This is a genomic window from Gillisella vitis, assembly GCF_021559775.1.
In the GTDB taxonomy this organism is placed as follows: Bacteria; Pseudomonadota; Alphaproteobacteria; order Rhizobiales; family Rhizobiaceae; genus Allorhizobium; species Allorhizobium ampelinum.
The window spans coordinates 2,836,192-2,856,013 of record NZ_CP056047.1 but is presented as its reverse complement, the minus strand read 5'-3'; the positions used below and the strand labels follow the sequence as shown (position 1 = coordinate 2,856,013).

Annotated in this window: 9 protein-coding genes and 1 pseudogene; 6 read left to right on the top strand and 4 right to left on the bottom strand. The window is 60.5% G+C overall.

Translation table 11 applies throughout. The annotated features are described in order from the left end of the window. Positions 1–16 precede the first annotated feature (16 nt). The 6 genes from AVCG78_RS13290 to AVCG78_RS13265 all read left to right on the top strand — a co-directional run bounded on the left by AVCG78_RS13290 (position 17) and on the right by AVCG78_RS13265 (position 7,903). Entirely contained in the window at positions 17–1,897 is a 1,881-nt protein-coding gene (locus AVCG78_RS13290; protein WP_156583098.1) for an ABC transporter substrate-binding protein, read from the top strand. Next, positions 1,894–2,892: an ABC transporter permease gene (locus AVCG78_RS13285; RefSeq protein WP_015917251.1), complete on the top strand. Its 999-nt coding sequence runs from the start codon at positions 1,894–1,896 to the stop codon at positions 2,890–2,892. Before AVCG78_RS13290 ends, AVCG78_RS13285 begins: the two co-directional genes overlap by 4 nt. Continuing rightward, positions 2,889–4,073, top strand: a complete 1,185-nt coding sequence (locus AVCG78_RS13280) for an ABC transporter permease (protein ID WP_071204805.1) — start codon at positions 2,889–2,891, stop codon at positions 4,071–4,073. The genes AVCG78_RS13285 and AVCG78_RS13280 overlap by 4 nt, the downstream gene beginning before the upstream one ends. Before the next feature lie 105 nt (positions 4,074–4,178). Next, a complete protein-coding gene (locus AVCG78_RS13275) occupies positions 4,179–5,387 on the top strand; it encodes a glycosyltransferase family protein (RefSeq protein WP_071584934.1) in 1,209 nt (402 codons plus the stop codon). Positions 5,388–5,391: 4 nt separating this feature from the next. After that, positions 5,392–6,627 (top strand): glycosyltransferase family 4 protein, encoded by a 1,236-nt coding sequence (locus AVCG78_RS13270; protein ID WP_071204804.1) that lies wholly within the window; start codon positions 5,392–5,394, stop codon positions 6,625–6,627. 112 nt (positions 6,628–6,739) lie between these two features. After that, on the top strand, positions 6,740–7,903 hold the full coding sequence (locus AVCG78_RS13265; protein WP_071204803.1) for a glycosyltransferase family protein: 1,164 nt from the start codon (positions 6,740–6,742) through the stop codon (positions 7,901–7,903). Positions 7,904–7,980: 77 nt separating this feature from the next. Here the strand turns inward: AVCG78_RS13265 and AVCG78_RS13260 are convergent, their stop codons facing one another. The 4 genes and pseudogenes from AVCG78_RS13260 to AVCG78_RS13245 all read right to left on the bottom strand — a co-directional run bounded on the left by AVCG78_RS13260 (position 7,981) and on the right by AVCG78_RS13245 (position 19,634). Continuing rightward, positions 7,981–9,000 carry an NAD-dependent epimerase/dehydratase family protein gene (locus AVCG78_RS13260; RefSeq protein WP_174089717.1) on the bottom strand — a complete coding sequence of 340 codons (1,020 nt, stop codon included), beginning with the start codon at positions 8,998–9,000 and terminating at the stop codon, positions 7,981–7,983. Between the two features lie 160 nt (positions 9,001–9,160). Continuing rightward, complete coding sequence (locus AVCG78_RS13255; protein WP_071204801.1) at positions 9,161–11,692, bottom strand: methyl-accepting chemotaxis protein; 2,532 nt, start codon at positions 11,690–11,692, stop codon at positions 9,161–9,163. A 310-nt stretch (positions 11,693–12,002) separates the two neighbouring features. Continuing rightward, complete coding sequence (gene pbpC, locus AVCG78_RS13250) at positions 12,003–14,087, bottom strand: penicillin-binding protein 1C (protein WP_071204815.1); 2,085 nt, start codon at positions 14,085–14,087, stop codon at positions 12,003–12,005. Then, positions 14,087–19,634: pseudogene (locus AVCG78_RS13245) on the bottom strand (MG2 domain-containing protein). The gene pbpC and the pseudogene AVCG78_RS13245 overlap by 1 nt, the downstream one beginning before the upstream one ends. Positions 19,635–19,822: the final 188 nt, after the last annotated feature.

Sequence of the window (19,822 nt, the reverse complement as noted above, 5' to 3'; positions counted from 1 at the left end):
TCGGGCGCTTGCGCTGATGTCAGCCGTCTTTCTACCGCGCTCGCTTCTGGCGGCGTCGCATCCAGGCGAACCGGAACTGCTGAAAGCCAAGGTCGAGGCGGGTCAACTGCCACCAATGGCTGAGCGCCTGCCGAAAGTGCCGCGTGTCGTGCCCCTTGAAGGGCCTGAGCGAGCGCCCGGACGCTATGGCGGGACGATCCGCATGTTGATCGGCGGCCAGCGCGATATCAGATATATGCCGATCAATTGTTACTGCCGGCTGATCGGCTATGATCTCGTCTTCAATTTCCAGCCGGATCTGCTGGAACGGTTCGAGGTAGTCGAGGAGCGGATCTTTACCTTCCACCTGCGCGACGGCCATCGCTGGTCGGACGGTTCGCCGTTTACGGCAGAGGATTTCCGCTATGTCTGGGAAGACATGTTCCATGACAAGAAGCTTCATAAGGGCGGAATTCCCACGGTCTTCCGGGTCAATGACAAGGAGCCGGTCTTCGAGGTGCTGGACGCGCTGACCGTTCGTTATACCTGGGAGGACCCTAATCCGGATTTCCTGGCCGAGCTTGCCGCCCCGACCGCAACGCGTCTGATGATGCCCGGCGCCTATCTCAAGCAGTTCCACCACAAATACCAGACCAAGGAAAAGCTGGAGGAGCTGGCCAAACGAAACGGCGTGCAGGACTGGGTGGCGCTGCATCAGAAAATGTCGCGCATCGTCCGCCCGGAAAATCCCGATCTGCCGACGCTGGATGCCTGGCTCCCCCGGACCGCGCCGCCATCGGGCCAGTTCATCTTCGAGCGCAATCCCTTCTATCACCGGGTGGACGAGAACGGCTTGCAACTGCCCTATATCGACAAGGTTGTGATGGGCGTTGGTTCCGGCGACCTGATTTCGGCCAAGACCGGCACGGGCGAAAGCGATCTGCAATTCACCAATCTGGATTTTGCCGATTACACCTTCCTCAAAAACGCCGAGAAACGCTATCCGATCAAGGTCGATCTGTGGAAGCGCACCCAAGGAGCGCGCATCGCGCTGATGCCGAACCTGAATTGCAAGGATCTGGTCTGGCGTCAGGTGCTGCTCGATGTCCGGGTGCGCCGGGCGCTGTCTCTGGCCATCAACCGCGAAGAAGTCAACAAAGCAGTGTTTTTCGGCCTGGCTCAGGCTTCCGCCAATGCCATCCTGCCCGAAAGTCCGCTGTTCAAGCCGGAATATCGCGATGCCTGGGCCGGGTTCGACCCCGATCAGGCCAATGCGCTGTTGGATGAGGCGGGCCTTGAGCGCCCTGACCGGCATGGCCTTCGCCTGTTGCCGGATGGGCGCGAGGCGGTGCTGATTGTCGAGAGCACCGGGGAAAGCTCCTTCGATTCCGACGTGCTGGAGCTGATTACCGATCACTTCCGCAAGATCGGCTTCCGGCTGTTCGTGCATATCTCACATCGCGAGCTGTTTCGCCGCCGCATCACCAATGGCGAGACGGTGATGGCCGTCTGGCAGGGATTGGACAATGGCGTGCCGACCGCCGATATGTCGCCACGCGAATTGGCGCCGACCAGTGACGATCAGCTACAATGGCCGCTCTGGGGCCTGCATACGCTGTCGGGCGGCGGCGATGGCCGGGCGCCGGAAATTGCCGAGGCGCGGGCCTTGCTCGACCTGTTTCGGGCCTGGCGGCAGTCCGATCTGCTGGAGGAGCGCACGGCGATCTGGCATGACATGCTGCGGCTCTATACCGATCAGGTCTTTACCATCGGCATCGTCAATTCCGCCTTGCAGCCGGTGGTGAAATCGCGAAAGCTCAGGAACCTGCCGGAAAAAGGCCTGTTTGGCTTCGTCCCGACCTCCCAACTCGGCGTCTATATGCCGGATACATTCTGGTATGATGAGGATGCGACATGATCCGCTATATTCTCTGGCGCATTGCCGTGATGATCCCGACGCTGATCATGATTTCCATGCTGGTCTTCACCATTATCGAGCTGCCGCCCGGCGATTACTTTGAAAGCTATGTCGAGGAAATGCGGGCTATCGGTGAAAAAGCCGATTTGCAGGAAATCGAGGATTTGAAGGCGCGCTACGGTTTCGATCAGCCTGCGCCGATCCGCTATTTCAACTGGGTGACTGGCTTCGTGCAGGGCGATTTCGGCTATTCCTTCGAATATCGCATGCCGGTGGCCGATGTGGTGGGAGACCGGGTCTGGCTGACCATCCTGGTTTCCACCGTCACCATCGCGGTCACCTGGCTGCTGGCCTTTCCGATCGGCATCTATTCCGCCACCCATCAGTATAGCTGGGGCGATTACGGGCTGACCCTGCTGGGCCTGATCGGCATCGCCGTGCCAAATTTCATCCTGGCGCTTGTCATGATGTATTTCGCCAATATCTGGTTCGGCATCTCTATCGGCCATCTGATGGACCAGCGCTTTCTGGGTCAGGCGATGAGCTGGGACAAGTTCAAATCCATCCTCGAGCATTTGTGGATTCCGGTGATCATCATCGGCACGGCTGGCACCGCCGGCATGGTGCGCCGTGTCAGGGCCAATCTGCTGGACGAGCTGCACAAGCAATATGTGATGACGGCGCGCGCCAAGGGGCTGCATCCGTTTCGGGTGCTGATCAAATATCCGCTGCGCATGTCGTTGAATTTCTTCATTTCCGATATCGGCTCCATCTTGCCGACAATCATTTCCGGGGCGGAAATCACCGCTGTCGTGCTGTCGCTGGAAACCACCGGCCCGATGCTGATCCGGGCGCTCCAGGACCAGGACATGTATCTGGCCGGATCGTTTCTGATGTTCCTGGCGGTGCTAACGGTCATCGGCGTGCTGATCTCGGACATCGCGTTGGCGCTGCTTGATCCGCGTATCCGTTTGCAGGGAGGGCGCAGCAAATGAGCGACACACACGCTGGCCCCTCCACTGGTGGCGCGATACCGCATTACGTCTCGCCTTTGCCTTTCGATCCCTATGCGGCGGAGGACGAGGTCACATCCCGACGCTCACCGGTCGATCAGGCCTCGCAATTTCGCCTGACCTGGTGGCGGTTCAAGCGGCACAAACTGGCCTATTATTCCGGCATGCTGCTGCTGGCGGCCTATCTGATGATTGTCATCATCGAATTCTTGGCTCCCTACAATGTCCATACCCGTAATGTCGATCAGATCTATGCGCCGCCGCAGGCCGTGCATCTGTTCGATGAAAACGGGTTTGTCGGGCCTTTCGTCTATGGGCGGACGATGTCGCTGGATATGGATACGCTGAAACGGGTTTATACCGAAGATCCGCAACAGGTGCAGAAGCTGCGGTTTTTCTGCCGGGGCGATAGCTATCGTTTCTGGGGTCTGGTGGACAGTGATCTGCATCTGGTCTGTCCGGCGCAAGGTGGCACTTTCTTCCTGCTCGGCACCGACCGGCTGGGCCGTGATGTGATGTCGCGTATTCTCTACGGCGCCCGGATTTCGCTGACCATCGGCCTTTTGGGCGTGATGACCAGTTTCGTGCTTGGTATCGTCATCGGCGGGCTGGCGGGCTATTGGGGCGGCTGGTTCGACATGGTCGTGCAGCGCGTTACCGAAGTGCTGCATTCCATTCCCAGCATTCCGCTGTGGCTGGCGCTGGCGGCGATCATGCCGCCGGACTGGAGCCCGCTGCTGGTCTATCTCGGTATCACCTTCATTCTCGGCCTGTTGGACTGGACGGGGCTGGCGCGGGCGGTGCGCTCCAAGCTGCTGGCGCTGCGCGAGGAAGATTACGTGCTGGCCGCCCAGATGATGGGATCGGGAAGCGCCCGTATCATCGGCCGTCATCTCATTCCCGGCTTCATGTCACATCTGATTGCCAGCGCGACGCTGACCATTCCCGGCATGATCCTGGGCGAAACAACCCTGAGTTTTCTAGGGCTTGGCCTTCGTCCACCAATTACCAGCTGGGGTGTGTTGCTGACAGAGGCGCGCTCGGTCAATGTGATTGCACTTTATCCTTGGCTGCTGTTCCCGGTCGTTCCCGTCATCGTGATCATTCTTGCCTTCAATTTTCTAGGGGATGGTCTTAGGGATGCCGCAGATCCATATAAGTGATCGCTATAAACAGGAACGGCGACCCTTATCCATTTCCATGGCTGTTGCTCAATCCGTCCGGATTGACGGTTCCATGCAGTGACACTTCTCGGAGAGACTGACCACATGTCGAGACGACTGGGGCAAGCCCGCATCCTCATGTACAGCCATGACACGTTCGGTCTCGGCCATTTGCGCCGCTGCCGCACCATTGCCCATTCGCTGGTGGAGGATTATCGCGGCCTGCAAGTGCTGATCATTTCCGGTGCGACGATTGCCGGTGCGTTCGATTATCGCGCCCGGGTCGATTTCGTCAAAATTCCCAGCGTCATCAAGCTGCGCAATGGCGAATATACCTCGATGGATCGCCATATCGATCTGCATGAGACGTTGAAAATGCGCCAGTCGATCATCCGCCATACGGCGGAAAGTTTCGAGCCTGATATGTTCATCATCGACAAGGAACCGCTTGGCCTGCGCGGCGAAGTGGAGGACACGCTGACCTATCTGAAAACCCGCGGCACGAAACTGGTGCTCGGCCTGCGCGACGTGATGGATGCGCCGCATCTTCTGGAAGCGGAATGGAAGCGCAATGATGTTCTGGCCAAGATCGCCCGGCTCTATGATGACGTCTGGGTCTATGGGCCGCCCGATTTCTACGATCCGCTGACCGGTATCGACGCGCCGCAGGCCTTGCGCTCCAAAATGCGTTTCGTCGGCTTCCTGCAACGCAATGCCCTGACGGGAACCCGGTCCGACCACTCGCCCCAGGAAGATTATCTGCTGGTGACCACCGGTGGCGGTGGCGATGGCGGCGATCTGGTGCGTGATGTGATTGCCGCCTATCAGGCCGATCCGACGCTGGATCAGCCGGCTTTGGTGGTGCTTGGGCCTTATATGCCCGCCGACTTGCGGCAGAAATTTATGGAGGCGGGATCGCGCCATCCCAAGCTGACGATGATCGAATTCGACAACCGCATGGAAGATCTGATCGCCGGTGCCAAGGCGGTGGTGGCGATGGGCGGCTATAATACCTATTGCGAAATTCTGTCCTTCGATAAACCGGCCCTGATTGTGCCGCGCACCGAGCCGCGCGAGGAACAGCTGATCCGTGCCACCCGCGCTTGCGAACTGGGTCTGGTCAGCATGGTCCTGCCCGACCAATCCAGCGATGCCATGGCGTTTGCCCAGGCGATCAAGGCCGTATTGAAGCGCGATCCGCCCTCGATCAGTGCGCCGGGCATGCATCTCGAGGGCTTGCCGACCATTTCCCGCATCGTTGCCGATTGTCTGGAGGAGCGCGGTGCCGGACGTCTCTCGGTGGTGCAAGGGTAGTATCGTGCCGAAGCCAACAAAGATCGTTGTTTTACTGAAAGGCTACCCGCGCCTGTCGGAAACCTTTATCGCCCAGGAATTGCTGGGCCTGGAGCAGGCTGGCTTTGCGCTGGAACTGGTGGCCATGCGCCGCCCGACTGACAAAAAGCGTCATCCCGTCCATGATGAGATCCAGGCGCCGGTGCATTACCTGCCGGAATATCTGCATGAAGAACCGGCGCGCGTGCTGAAAGCCCTGTGGGCCGTGCGGCGTCTGCCCGGTTTTCGCCCGGTTCTCACGCAGTTTTTCAAGGATTTAAGGCGCGATTTCTCCCGCAACCGGTTTCGCCGTCTGGGTCAGGCCATGGTGCTGGTGGCCGAATGGCCTGTAAAGGCGGATTGGCTGCATGCGCATTTCATCCACACGCCCGCCTCGGTCGCCTTTTATGCCAGCCTGCTTGGCAGCAGGGGGTTCAGCGTTTCGGCCCATGCCAAGGATATCTGGACATCGGAAAGTTGGGATCTGGCCGACAAGCTGGCCCATGCCGCCTGGGTGGTGACCTGCACGAAAGTCGGTTTCGACCGGTTGAGCGCTCTGGCCGATGGACGTGGCAGTGTCCACTTAAGCTACCACGGGCTCGATCTTGATCGGTTTCCGCATTTCGAGGGCGTGCGTCCGGCCCGCGACGGTTCTGCCTCCGCCGATCCGCTGCTGTTGCTGTCGGTGGGCCGGGCGGTGAAAAAAAAGGGCTATGATGTGCTGCTGAGCGCGCTCGCAGCGCTTCCCGCCGATCTCAACTGGCATTTTACCCATATCGGGGGCGGTGACGAACTGGTTCGGTTGCAGGCCTTGGCGGATCAGCTTGGCATTGCCAGTCGCATCACCTGGAAAGGCGCGATGGACCAGCGCGATGTGCTGACCCATTACCGTGACAGCGATCTTTTCGCACTTGCCTGCCGGATTACCGCCGATGGCGACCGCGATGGCCTGCCGAATGTGCTGGTGGAGGCTGCAAGCCAAGGGCTGATGCCGGTCAGCACCAAGGTCTCGGGGATATCCGAACTGTTTGTCGATGGCGAAAATGGACTGCTGGTGGAGCCTGATGATGCGCAGGCGCTGGCTTTGGCACTGGAGAAGTCCATGCGTGATCCGGCCTTGCGCGCCCGGCTCGGGTCCGCCGCCGAGGGCAAGGTGCGGCGTGATTTCGATTACCGCAACAGCATCCGTGACCTGACGGACTTGTTTTCTGGCCGTCAATAAGCGCTTGCATAGGGGCTGATTTCAGGAAATATGCCTTTGACGGCGCGTGATATGGCATTCTTTGCGTCTCGCCATTCTGTGAAAAGCAGAAACTCCCCAGGAGCAAACGTACATGACTCTTCGCCCGAAACGGGTATTCTTTTATGTGCAGCATTTGCTGGGTATTGGCCATCTGGCCCGCGCCAGCCGATTGGCCGAGGCCATGGCAGAATCTGGACTGTCGGTCACGCTGGTGACGGGCGGAACATCGGTCAAGGGCTTTCCGGGACCGGGGATCGAGCATGTGCAATTGCCCGCCGTTGTCTCAGCCACCGGCTTTGCCGGTCTGGTCGATAGTGAAGGCAAGCCGGTTGATGCGAGTTTCGAGACAAGCCGGTCGGCCCTGCTGTTGGCGGCTTTCGAGGCGGTGCGGCCTGATGTGGTCATCATCGAGGCTTTTCCGTTCGGTCGCCGGCAGGTGCGCTTCGAGCTTTTGCCGCTGCTGGACGCGATCAAGGCCACGCATCCCAAGCCGTTGCTGCTGAGTTCGGTGCGCGACATCTTGCAGGAAAACCGCAAGCCCGGCCGCGACAAGGAAACGGTCAAGCTGGTACAGGACCATTTCGATGGCGTTCTGGTGCATGGCGATCCGCAATTCGTCGAGCTGGAAGAGACGTTTCCGCTGGCAAAGACCATTCGCGACAAGCTGCATTATACCGGCCTGGTTGCTGCGCCTGAGCCGGATCCGGCAGAAGAGGTCTTCGACATCGTCATCTCGGCGGGAGGAGGGGCGGTCGGTGCCGCCTTGATCGAAGCGGCGCTGGATGCCCGCGATAATCTCGGCGGTGATCTCGGTGAACAGCTGCGCTGGTGCCTGATTACTGGACCCAATCTGCCTGAGGCCGATTACGAGCGCTTTACCCAGCGCGCGCCCGGCACTGTCGCACTCCATCGCTTTCGCCCGGATTTTCCGGCCTTGTTGCCCAAGGCCAAACTGTCGATTTCACAGGCGGGATATAACACCGTCTGCGATCTGTTGCGGGCCAGATGCCCGGCGCTGCTGGTGCCATTTGCGGCAGGCGGCGAAACCGAGCAGACGGTGCGGGCGGAAAAATTGGAGGCGCTGGGCCTGGCCGTGGTCATCGGCGAGGACGGCCTTGATGGTGAGGCCATGGCAAAGGCCATCACCAAGGCGCTGAAATTGAAGGTTCCTAAAAAACTGTCTGTTTCGCTGAACGGTGCCGCAGAAACGGCGCGGCTGGTCAAGGAGTTGGTGGAGCAACGGCAGGCGGGGTGAGGGGCTTTATGCCTCACATCTCTGATGGATGTGAGGTATTTGCACGCTCTTTAAGTCAAGCATGACTGCCCCGCTCATCACAGCCCAAGCTGGCGATAATGCTCCAAATACCAGTCCATGGTGGCCTTGACGCCGACATCCAGGGTGGTCGTCGGTTTCTGGCCGGTGAGCGCCACCAGAAGGTCGGGGCTGGCGAAGGTGCGAGGCACGTCGCCCTGCTGCATCGGCAGCATTTTGCGCTTGGTCGGGCGGCCCATGATGGTCTCGATGGTCTCGATGAAATCCATCAGCGCAATCGGCTGGCCACCGCCGATATTGATGACGCGGAATGGCGCGTTATGGGAGAGCGTATCCAGGTTTTCCGGGGTGCGTACCCGGTTTTCCTCGCCAGGGGGAATGGCTGACAGCGCGATTACACTGTCGATCAGGTCGTCGATATAGGTGAAATCGCGGCTCATCTTGCCTTCGCCATAGATCTCGATGGCTTCATCGGCCAGCATGGCCTTCATGAACTTGAACAGCGCCATGTCCGGGCGACCCCAGGGGCCATAGACGGTGAAGAACCGGAAGGCCGTGGTCGGCACTTTGTAGAGATGCGCGTAGCTATGGGCCATCAGCTCCATGCCCTTCTTGCTGGCGGCATAGAAGGTCATCGGCTCGTCGGCGCGGTCGGTTTCGCGGAACGGCACTTGCGGATTGGCACCGTAAATCGATGAGGTGGAGGCCAGCATCAAATGGCCGATTTGCAATTGCCTGGCGATTTCGACAATGTTCCAGGAGCCGATCAGGTTGGAATCCAGATAGGCTTTCGGGTTCTCAAGACTGTAGCGCACGCCTGCCTGGGCAGCGAGATGGATGATGACGTCGGGCTTGGCCTGATCCACGGCCTGCTCAAGCGCTGCGCGGTCCTCCAACATGCCGATCACGCCGGTGAAGCTTGGAAACTGGGCAAGAGCGGCGTTGCGGGCTTCTTTGAGTTTCAGATTGTAATAGGCGGTCATGCCGTCATAGCCGGTGACGGTATGGCCATCCTGAAGCAGGCGGCGGGCCAGATGAAAACCGATAAAGCCAGCAGTGCCGGTGATGAAGTAGCGCACGAGAGAACTCACTTTCCAGATGGACGAAGCCGCTGTGTTTAAGAAGCGGCTCCACCTTCAAGTCAAGCAAGTTCTGGTCAAAGCCTGGAAACAAGGCCTTAAAATGCGTGAACCGGCGGGTTTCCCCACCGGCTCGATTTGTTGAAAGCCTTGATTTTGTTCAGGCGGCTCTGGTTTGTGCCCGGTCTCTTGGATCGGCACCAAGCTTGAACTGATCGACCAGACCCATCAGCGTATCGGCTTCGTCGGCCAATTGGCGGGTGGCGGCATTGGTTTCCTCGACCATGGCGGCATTGCGCTGGGTCATCTGGTCCATGCCGTTGACGGCGGAATTGACCTCGCCCAAGGCTGTTGACTGGTCGCGGCTGGCCAGAGCAATCGCTTCGACGCGCTGCGAGACATTGACGATTTTCGTTGAGATCTCTGCCAAAACCTCACCGGTGCGCTGTACCAGCTTTGCACCGGCGGCGACTTCCGTGCTCGACGTGTTGATCAGCGCCTTGATATCCTTGGCGGCATTGGCCGAGCGTTGCGCCAGTTCGCGTACTTCCTGGGCAACAACCGCAAAGCCCTTGCCCGCTTCGCCAGCACGGGCGGCTTCGACGCCGGCGTTCAGGGCCAGAAGGTTGGTCTGGAAGGCGATTTCGTCGATGACGTCGATGATCTGGACAATCTGGCCGGAGGCATTTTCAATCCGGCCCATGGCATCGATGGCGCTGGCGACAACCTTGGAGGAGGTATCGGCAGCGGTTTTTGTCTCGGCAACGATGGTGTTGGCGGCTTGCGCCTGCTCGGTCGAGGATTTCACCGTGACGGTGATTTCATCGACGGCGGCGGCGGTCTGTTCCAACGATGCGGCCTGCTGTTCGGTGCGTTTGGCCAAGTCATCAGCGGCAGCGGTCATTTCGCCTGCATTGCGCTGGATCATATAGGTATTGGCGCGGATCTGGCGCATCGTGTCCTGAAGGTTTTGCAGCGACGTGTTAAAATCGACGCGCAATTGTTCCAGGCGGCCGGTAAAAGGCGTATCGATGGTGACGGAGATATCGCCGCTGGCCAGCCGCCCCAATCCACCTGCCAAAGCGTTAACGGCAAATTCGATCTGCCGGTCGACGGCCTGTTTTTCAGCGTCGTTACGGCGTCGTTCTTCCTCTGCTTCATTGCGCTCAGCCTCGCTGCGCTGCTCGATCTCGATTTTCGACAGTGCATTCTGCTTGAACACGCCGAGCGCGCGGGCCATTTCGCCAATTTCATCGACACGGGCTTCGCCGCTGATGCCGGTGTCCAGCTTGCCATCGGCCAGGCGACGCATAGCGGCGGTGATCTGGCCGATCGGTCCCTTGAAGGTGAGAACGAGGCCGATACCGGCAAACAGTGAAATCAGCAGGCCGAGGGTCATGGCGCCGATGGAAATCGAATTGGCGTCACGACGTTCTTCCCCGGCGCTGACTTTTTGCATTTCGGCAAAAGACGTCAACTGCTGCCAGATTCGGTCGAGATCGGTGCTGGCGGTCTGGAAATTGGTCTGACGATCCTGGCTGATCTTGACCAGTTCGGTGCTGGCCTTTTCCATCACGGCGATGGCGGGCGACAGCTTGGCTTCAAGCGGCGCATAGAGGCCAAACGAGCCGGATGTGCCCTTGAGTGCAGCGAGCGCTGTTTTTAACCCGGCGAATTCCCGACGCAGGCTGGTGAGATTTTGCTCTGTTGGCGCCAGCATGAAGCTGGCGGTGGTGATCTGGAACCTGTAGGCGGCATCGATCAGGCCGCGCCCGTCGGTCAAAAGCAGCTGCGCCTTTTCAAGCGGCACGTCCATTTCGCCGAAGCGGGCTGTGGCATCCTTCATTTTCTGTTGTGCGGCAAGGCCGAGATAGGCGGACAGCTGGGTAAAATTCCGCAACTTGGTTGCCATGGCTTCGGCCACTTCCGGCGATTTGTCGCCTGCTGTTACCATGTCGCCGAGATCCTTGATGATGGTCTCGATGGTCCGGGCAGCGGATTTGTTCTTTTCCGGCAGGGCAGCGGCCAGGGGTGGCTGGCGAGTCTTCATTTCGGCGAGATTGGCCGCGACGTAGTCGAATTTCTCTTCCGGGGTTGGAAGGCTGCCGAATTTGCGATTGATATCCGTCAGAAAACCGCTGGTCAGTGCAATTTTGTCGGCGTCGCGCAGCATTTGCTTGGCGGCGGTCTCGTCAGCCTGGATCGACAGGGTCACTTTCTTCATGGCCTCGGACAGATCATTCTGGGCTGCGACAATATTGGCGGTGCCCTGGTTCATATCCTTGATCAGGTTGGCTTCCGTTTCGTGCAGCGACCAAAGCGTGCCCATGTGGCTGACAACGCCATCGACGGCGGTCGAAGCCTTTTCCAACTCGCTTCGGCCATCGGCATTGGCATCGAGTTGATCCAGCGTGCGCTTGAGCACCCGCTGCTGTTCTTTCAGCTTCTCGGTGACCGCATTGCGGCTTTGCTCTGTGGCCTTGTCGAGAAATTCCGTCATCGCGATAGACACATCGCGAAAGCCGCTCAAGGATTGCAGCACGCTGTTGGAAATCTCCATTCGGCCTTGAAGCAGGCCGGAGGCATAGAGACCGGTGAAGCCGACCGCGCCGATGGTGACGACGAAGGGAAGGATGAAAATCAACACCTTGGTCTGAATGCGGAAACGCGACAGCAAGCGATCTATGAACATGGGTCCAGCTTCTCCAAAGCCATGTCGCCTGGCCGAATACGCGTCTTTGGCGCGTTTGGTTGAGCGATTGAGGCAGCAAATGCAAAGCGATTTCCGGATAAGGACGACATGTCTTGAGCGGCAAGTCTCTGCCATCGCTGTCCAGAAGCGTGTCAGACCTCTCACAGTCATTGTGCAGGCGCTGGCGGTCAACCGACATCATCGTCAATCAACGACATTAGGAGGTGTTTGTTAAGATCGACTTAAATTTGCCATTTCCCCCTTTTTATCGAGGGTATATGAGCTTGTAATATATAAGTTTAAATCAATGTTATTGAAGGAAAATGCCAACGCTGGCACTGCGGCCGCCGGCATCGATCACCGTTAGTGTGGAGTAACCATTGCCATCGGGTGTCCAGCGGGTGGTGCGGGTGCGGGCAAGATCCGGCAGGGCCTGTCCATTGGCCAGCCAGCGGAAGGGCGCGCGGCCCGCCTGAAGTTTCAGCACCAGCGGGAGCTGCGTGCCATCGGCGGTCCGGCCGAGTTCCACATGGGCGCCTTCCGGCGGATAGACAATCATCGGCGGTTTTTCGCGCGCATTGAGGGCGATCAAGCCGCTGGCGTCGCGTGAAAAGCGCCTGAGGCCGGGGGCCAGGTCGCTCTTGGCGATCCGCAAGGCGCCCTCCGGCGGCGGGGGCAGGGGGGCTTGCGGCAGTTTGGACCGGGCAAAAGCCTCAAACAAAACAGGGGCTGCGGTGCCATAACCGGTTAGACCGGGAATGGCACTGTTATCCGCCCTGCCGATCCACACTCCAATCACCGTGCGGCCATCATAACCGATCGACCAGCCATCGCGGTAGCCGTAGCTGGTGCCGGTCTTATAGGCGATTCGCCCGGTCAGCGCGCCAAGCGGCGGGGCGACGCCGGACAGGATATCGGTGACGTTCCAGGCCGCTGCCGGTTCCAGCAGGCGTCCGGGCTGAACATGAGCGCCACTGGGGATAGCGCAGTCGCGCAGCCGGATGGCGCTGCCTTGCCGGGCAAGGGCGGTATAAAGCCCGACGAGATCCTTCAGCGTCGTACCGGCACCGCCCAACGCGATGGCCAGTCCCGGCGCTTCCGCCTTGGGAAGATCGATCTTGATATCGGCTCGTTTCAGCCGGGCAAGCAATTGCGAGGGGCCGACGGCTTCCAGCAAGCGGACTGCCGGCACGTTCAGCGACAGTTGCAGGGCATCGCGAATGGTGACGTCGCCCTGATAATGCATGTCGAAATTTTTCGGCCTATAGCCCGCGAAATCGGCGGGACGATCCTCGATCACCGTATCCTGGGCAATCAGACCCTGTTCGAAAGCCAGGCCGTAGATCAACGGCTTCAGCGTCGAGCCCGGCGACCGCTTAATGCGCGTCATGTCGATCCAGCCGGAGCGGCTGGCATCGAGATAGGACGCGGAACCGACCCGGGCGAGGATCTCGCCGGTGCGGATGTCGGCGGCCAGGATTGCCACGGAAACTTTTGGCGGAAGTCTTTGGGCGGCTTGTCTCGCCACGGTTTCCAGGGCGGCCTGCACGTCTTTCCTGAGTGTGGTCGGATAGTTTAGGTTTTCTGGCCGCTTGCGTCGCTCGGCATCGCCGACATGGGCCGCGAGCATCGGCAATTCCAGCCTTGTCTGCGGGATCGGCACGGCGCTTGCCAATTGCCGGTCCTGGGTAGAAACAATGCCGGCTTTTTCCATGCGCGCCAGCACCCGGTCGCGGGCAGCAAGGGCGTTATCGGCAAAGCGGTCGGGCCGCCGCCGTTCCGGCAATTGTGGCAGGGCCACCAGCAGGGCTGCTTGCGCAGGCGTCAGATGTTTCGGCTCCTTGCCGAAATAGGCAAGCGAGGCGGCCCGCACCCCTTCGAGATTGCCGCCGTAGGGGGCATGGGTCAGGTAGAGATCGAGAATGGCGGCCTTGTCCAGCCGGTGCTCGATCTGGATGGCCCGCAGCGCTTGCTGGGCCTTGGCGAGGAAGGAGCGTGATTTTCGAGGTTCGATCAGCCTTGCCACCTGCATGGACAGCGTTGATGCACCTGACACGATCCGGCCATGGCGGATGAGCTGAAGGGCCGCCCGGCTAAGCGCCAGCCCATCGACGCCGGAATGCTGATAGAAACGCCGGTCCTCATAGGCAACCAGCATCCGCAGCAGCAAAGGGTCGACATCGGCGGCCACGGTTTTCAGCCGCCAGCGGCCTTCCTGCGTGGTGAAGGCCCGCAGCAATTGCCCATCGGCATCCAGAAGTTCAGCTGAATTCGGGCTGATCGCATCAAGCGGCGGCGGAAAGGCCGCATCCAGCCGGTTCAGCCCATGCCAAACCGCCCCGCCGACAAGCAGGCAGGCCAGCAGCACCAGACCGAATGTTGCACCGCGCCGGATCACTGTTCTGCCCTGACCTCCATGTGTCCCGTCGCGGTGCGGGCGTAGCGCTGCGGGCGATACATATCCTCAACGCTGGCGGCGGGGAGGTCGAACACACCAGGTGTCACGGCGCGCACCACATAGGCGAGAACCATGTCGCCACTGTTCTGACTGGCGCTGTCGAGGGCGGCGACAAAGCGGTCGTCGCGGAATTCCAGATGGGCGGCTTTGGTCTCGCCCAGCCAGTCGAAATTGGCGAGATCAGCACTGCCGACTAGGGCCGGATTGTCGATTTCCAGGCCAGCGGGGAGGAGGTCCGTCACCAGCAATTGGGTTGGCAGGCTCGGTTCTCCCATAGCAGTCTGGGCAACTTTCAGCACCACGACATAACGCTGGTTCTGCGCCGCCTCGCTGATATTCATCTTCTCGCCCGACAGTGTGTAATAGTTGCGCTCGATGGTGAAGCCTTCGCTGGCCGCAGGCAGCGGATATTTCGGCACGGCCACCGTGGTGACTGTTGCCGTCAGCGGATCGGCCCCGCTATTTTCCAGCGTCACCGGCTGATGCATCAGCTCCTCGCCCTCGATCCTCGCCCTATAGCCGCTGGTTTTCAGGCTGCCATTGACGGTCACGGCAAGGCCATCGTCGCTTTTGTCCAGCGCCCGGGCGGCCAGCAGCATCCAGCTTTCCTCCTGGGTGCTGGTATAGGACTTGCGCTTCCAGTCCTCGATCACCGACCTGCTGAGGGCCGGGATGATCGGCGGTACGGGCCGGGCCTCGGCGGCCAGCGCCAGGATGGCGGCACCATCGCGCAATTGCGAACCGTAATCTGACCGAGCCAGACTGACTGGCGTGATCGAGCCTTGCTGCGATTGCTCGCTTGCGGCCCGGAATATCGCCTCGGCCTTGACCGGATCGCCATAGAGCGACAGGGCCGCAGCCAGATGCGCCTTGGACAGTGGCGTCGGGAACCGGTCCAGCATCGTATCGGCGTAGTAGCGCAGGTCGCTGATCGCGGCGCGGCGATTGCGGGCCAGCACATAGAGCGCATAGGCTATTTCATTGCCCTGCGCTTCGACATCGGTGTCATAGGAGAGCTTGTTGGCCAGATTATCCAGCGCCTGCACCAGGGCGTTGTCGGGTACGTCGAAGCCCTTTTCGCGGGCGCGGGTCAGGAAATCACTGACATAGGCGTCCAGCCACAGATCTTCCGAACCGGGTGCCCAAAGGCCGAAACTGCCTTGCGCCGCCTGATAGGACAGCACCCGGTAGATGGCGTCCTGAATGCGCCGGTTGATATCGGCATCAGCGGGCAGACCGGCGACATTGGCGAGATCGTTGAGGTAGAGCAGCGGCAGCGCCCGGCTGGTGGTCTGCTCGGCGCAGCCATAGGGGTAGCGGTCAAGGCTGGTCAGCAGGGCGGCAATGTCGAAATTGGCGCCGCGTGACACCGAAAGGCTCAGCGACGCGCCTTGCAGCACGCTATCGGCCAGAAGATCGCCGTCCACGCTCAGGCTTTTGCCCGCCGCCAGCGGCAATTCGCGCCGCGTCGTCACTGGCAGTGCGGCTGGGCGCACCGGTAGATCCAGCGAACGGGTGAGCGACAGCCCAGTGTTCTTTGTCTCCCCGGTATTTGTCCCGGTGGTAGACGTTCCTGCACCATTGGTCTCTCCGGCAGAAGCCGTTCCGACAGAGGTAAGCGCCACGGAAACCGTGCCATCGCCGGGGGCAAGCCCCTTCAACCCGATCGACAGACTGGTGCGCGCGCCTGCCTTCAATGTGACCGGAATCTGCGCCTTGGCAGGGTCAATTTCCACCGATGGATTGCCCTTCAGCGACAAGAGGTAATCTCCGTCAGGCGCATCGGTGGCGGCCAGATCGAGCTGGAGCCGGGCCTGATCGCCGGGGGCGAGGAAGCGCGGCAGGGAGGCGGTGATGACGACGGGGTCGCGGACGATCACATCCGTTTGCGCATGGCCGATGCCGGTGCGGTTCCAGGCGACGGCCATCAGGCGCACGGTGCCGTTGAATTGCGGAATGTCAAACTCCACCTGCGCCTTGCCGGTATGGTCGAGATGAACAGGGCCGGAAAACAGCGCCACCAGTTTTTCCTTGGGCGGACTAGCCTGCAAGGCCATCATGCCGCCATCGCCGCCGGTGCGCAGCTTGCCCATGGCACCAAGCGATCCGTCGATCAACTGACCGTAGAGATCGCGCATTTCAATGCCCAGACGCCGCTGGCCAAAATACCAGCCATCCGGGTCAGGCGTCTCAAAGCGGGTGAGGTTGAGAATGCCGACATCCACAGCCGCCACCGTGACATAGGCATCATTGCCGCCACCGGTGACGCTGATTGGCACGGTCAGCTTGCGACGCGGCTCGATCTGCTGCGGCGGGCTGAGCTTGATGGCCAGCTTGCGGTTGGCCGGATCGACGCTGAGCCAGGTGACGCCGATGGCGCGCATCGGCGCGGGTTTCCTGACTTTCGCCCGGACGATAAAGGGTTGCGGTGATATAGGTACCCGCGCCGATATTGTCGGTGACGGGAATATCGATCTCACCACCGATGGCGGCAAGGCTGGCGGTCTGCGTCGCGATCAGGGTCTCGGAGCCGATGGTCACCAGAACCTCACCAGCATAGCGCGACGATACTTTCAGCTTGGCGGTTTCACCGATCTTGTAGACTGGTTTGTCGAGGCCGATTTCCAATGCGTCCGGGGTTTCGGTCGAGCCCGCCTCGACAAACCAGCCGGCATTGAATTCGATGCTGGAAGCCGCGCCATTCGGTGTTGGCGCATCGACTTCCAACCGGTAACGGCCCCAGCCCACCGGCATCGGCAGATCGGTTTTCTCCGCGCCGATATCGACCGTGCCGCTGGCGGCAAGCTTGGTGGTGGTGATCGGTTCGAAGCGCCAGGCGCTGCCGTCGCGATACCATTGGTAATCGCGCTCCAATTTCAACAATTTCCACTTTGCACCTGGAAGCGCCTGTGGCTTGCCATCAGCGTCGAGCGCGATCAGCTGGAAATGTCCGGTGCTGTTTTCGGAAAGTTCGCCGGAAAACTCCGGCTTGATGCCGATGGCGGGCTGGCCGGTCTCAACCGGCAGGGTCAATTGCCGCTCCACTGCCCGGCCGCCGCCTTCCTTCAGGCGCACGGACAATTGCGCCTGCAACAGCTGCGTGGTGGCGGGCAGATCATCAACCTGAAGATCGACGCTGCCATGGCCCTTGTCGTCCAGCGGCTGGAGGGCGTCCAGCGTCAGGTTGCTATTGTCTCCGGCCTCTTCATCGGCAAGGCCGAAGACGAAGCCGGGCAGATCGTCGCGGCTGCGGGTCGGCTTGATGACCATGTCGCCTTCCAGCGCAAGCCCAGCAGCCGGTGCGCCGTAGAGATAGCGGCCATCGACACCAACCGACAGCGGCATGCCGGGTTTCAGCACGTCCGCTGCCGGTTTCAGGTCGAATTCGATCCGGTCGGGCAGGAAATCATCGACCAGAAAGGTTTTTTCGGCAATGGCCGGTTTTTTCGGATCGACATGGATGCCAAGCGTCCAGGTGCCGCGCATCACCGAGGTATCCAGCGCCAGATCCACAACATGGCCGCCAAGTCCGGCGCCGGTGCTGACCATACGGCGATATTCCACGCCGTCGGGGCGTGTGAAAATGAAGGTCAGCGGCAGGCCGTCGATGGCTTCCGCGCCGATGTCGCGGGCCAGGGCTGCCACATGCACCATGTCGCCGGGGCGGTAGATGCCGCGTTCCGTCCAGGCGAAAATATCGATAGCGCCCGGTGCGGTGCGCCCGGTGACGCCCCGGTCCGACAGGTCGAAACCGGCCTTGGTCATGTCGAGGAACACGAAATCCTTGCCCGGTTGCTCGCCGGTCAGAACGGCAGGCGCTAGCGCCGCACCAGAGCGCATCAATCCGGCGGAAAAGGTGGCCCGGCCCTGTTCATCGGTGGTGGCAGTGCCGAGGATTTCGTTGTTGCGGGCCAGCAGCTTCAGCTCGACACCGGCGATTGGCTTGGCGGAGTTCAGCGAGCGGGCAAACACGTTCAACCCGTCAGTACCGGCAAAGGTGGAAAGGCCAATATCGGACACCAGGAACCATTGGGTGGCGCGGTCTTCCCATTCATCACTTTTCCCGGCAGCGGCGGCGGCTGTCAGCACATAGATGCCGGGCTTGCGTTCTGGCAGAGCCTCGTCCACCGGAAAACTGGTGGTGACCTCACGGTTCAGGCTGCTTTCAATGTCGATGGCACCTTGCCAGACCAGTTCGCCATTGTCCTTTTCGATCCGGTCAGCCCCGTAGCCACTGAGCTGCGAGAGAAATTGCGAATTGCTCATCAGCGGCGCAATCGCCCGCTCGCCGATCCGGTAAAGTTTCAGATTGGCCCGCTCGGTATTGACAGAGACCAGCGGAATGCCGCGCCGGGCTGCGGATGGCAGCACGAAATGGTCACCGGTAAAGCGCACGGTCGGGCTGCGGTCGCGGATATAGACGTCGATATCGGTCTTTGCCGCCAGCGGCTCATCGACGGAGGAGGGCAGGCCTTCCCGCAGTCCAATCGTATAGCGCTGGCCATAGTCCAGACCCTCGACGCAAAGCTGGCTGTCCTTGGCTTCCAGCACTTTTGGCGGCTTGCCATTGACGGTGACAAAGGCGGTATAATCCGTGCCGCGATTGATCAACGGGTCGGAAAATTGCACGCAGGCGCGAGGGCTGGCGGCATCGGCATCAACACTGTTGCCGGTGATGCGAAAACCCTTGGTGGCTTTCAGCGCCAGATAGGCGGCGCGAACGGACTTATCGGCGACAAGCTCAAGGCTCGCCTTATAGGCGTTCAGCGCCCCACGAAAATTCTCGTTTTTCTCCAGCGCCTTGGCCAGCACAGCCAGTGCATCGGCTCGCTCCTTGGCGCTGCGGGTCAGGTCATAGCCGAGAAGGGCAGCGTAAAGCCCCTGATTAGCAGTTGCGCGATCATCCTTGATGGTGTTGGCGGCACGAGCGGCGCTGATCCACAGGCTGGCATCCTCAGGGGAAAGCTGGGCGGCGGCCAGAAACCCGGCCAGGGCGTCCGCGCCTTTGCCCGCCGACAGGCTGGCATGGGCGCGACCGATCAATCCGTTCAGGCCAAGTTCGGGCTGTTCCGCCGTCTGTGCCAGCCGCGCTTTGAACGCGTTGGCTTGCGCGCGCAGACCATCGGAGATGAAGCCGAGCTTTGCGGGCGCGCCGATATCCGGCTCAGTGGCACTGGTGACAATCTTACCGGCAACAGCACCCGCAAAGGGGCTGATCTGGTTGAAATCCGATTTCAGGAAGCACCAGCGCGCCTTGAGATTATAGGTGAAAGCGCGGCAGGATTTGTCATCGATACAGCTTGCCTGGCATTGGTCCAGCGTGACGTTTTGCGCGGTGCGCAGGTCAAAGCCGCTGTAATCGCCATCCTGGGTCAGGGCGATGCTGCGGTTGGTTTCGGCAGCCATCGCTGATTGTATGGAGGCTGGCAGCATGAGACCCAGGAAGGCAAGCACCGTCCCGGCGAATATCCGTTGCAGACCCATGACAATTGCCCCTCTTTCCGTCGATCAACCGGCGCGCCGCGACGAGCCGCCCACGTCTCGTCCATTTCCTTATTCCAAGGCAAGACAATGCTCAAACATTCTCGTCTTGAAACCAGTGCGACGGCCCCACATCCATCCAAGACTTGAGAGTGTCGCGCATGGAATGCGCCTTGCCATTTTCCGTGGCA

Bases quoted from the DNA above. Each gene is read 5' to 3' on its own strand.
- AVCG78_RS13290 (WP_156583098.1), top strand. From the start codon at position 17: ATGTCAGCCGTCTTTCTACCGCGCTCGCTTCTGGCGGCGTCGCATCCA.
- AVCG78_RS13285 (WP_015917251.1), top strand. From the start codon at position 1,894: ATGATCCGCTATATTCTCTGGCGCATTGCCGTGATGATCCCGACGCTG.
- AVCG78_RS13280 (WP_071204805.1), top strand. From the start codon at position 2,889: ATGAGCGACACACACGCTGGCCCCTCCACTGGTGGCGCGATACCGCAT.
- AVCG78_RS13275 (WP_071584934.1), top strand. From the start codon at position 4,179: ATGTCGAGACGACTGGGGCAAGCCCGCATCCTCATGTACAGCCATGAC.
- AVCG78_RS13265 (WP_071204803.1), top strand. From the start codon at position 6,740: ATGACTCTTCGCCCGAAACGGGTATTCTTTTATGTGCAGCATTTGCTG.
- AVCG78_RS13255 (WP_071204801.1), bottom strand. From the start codon at position 11,692: ATGTTCATAGATCGCTTGCTGTCGCGTTTCCGCATTCAGACCAAGGTG.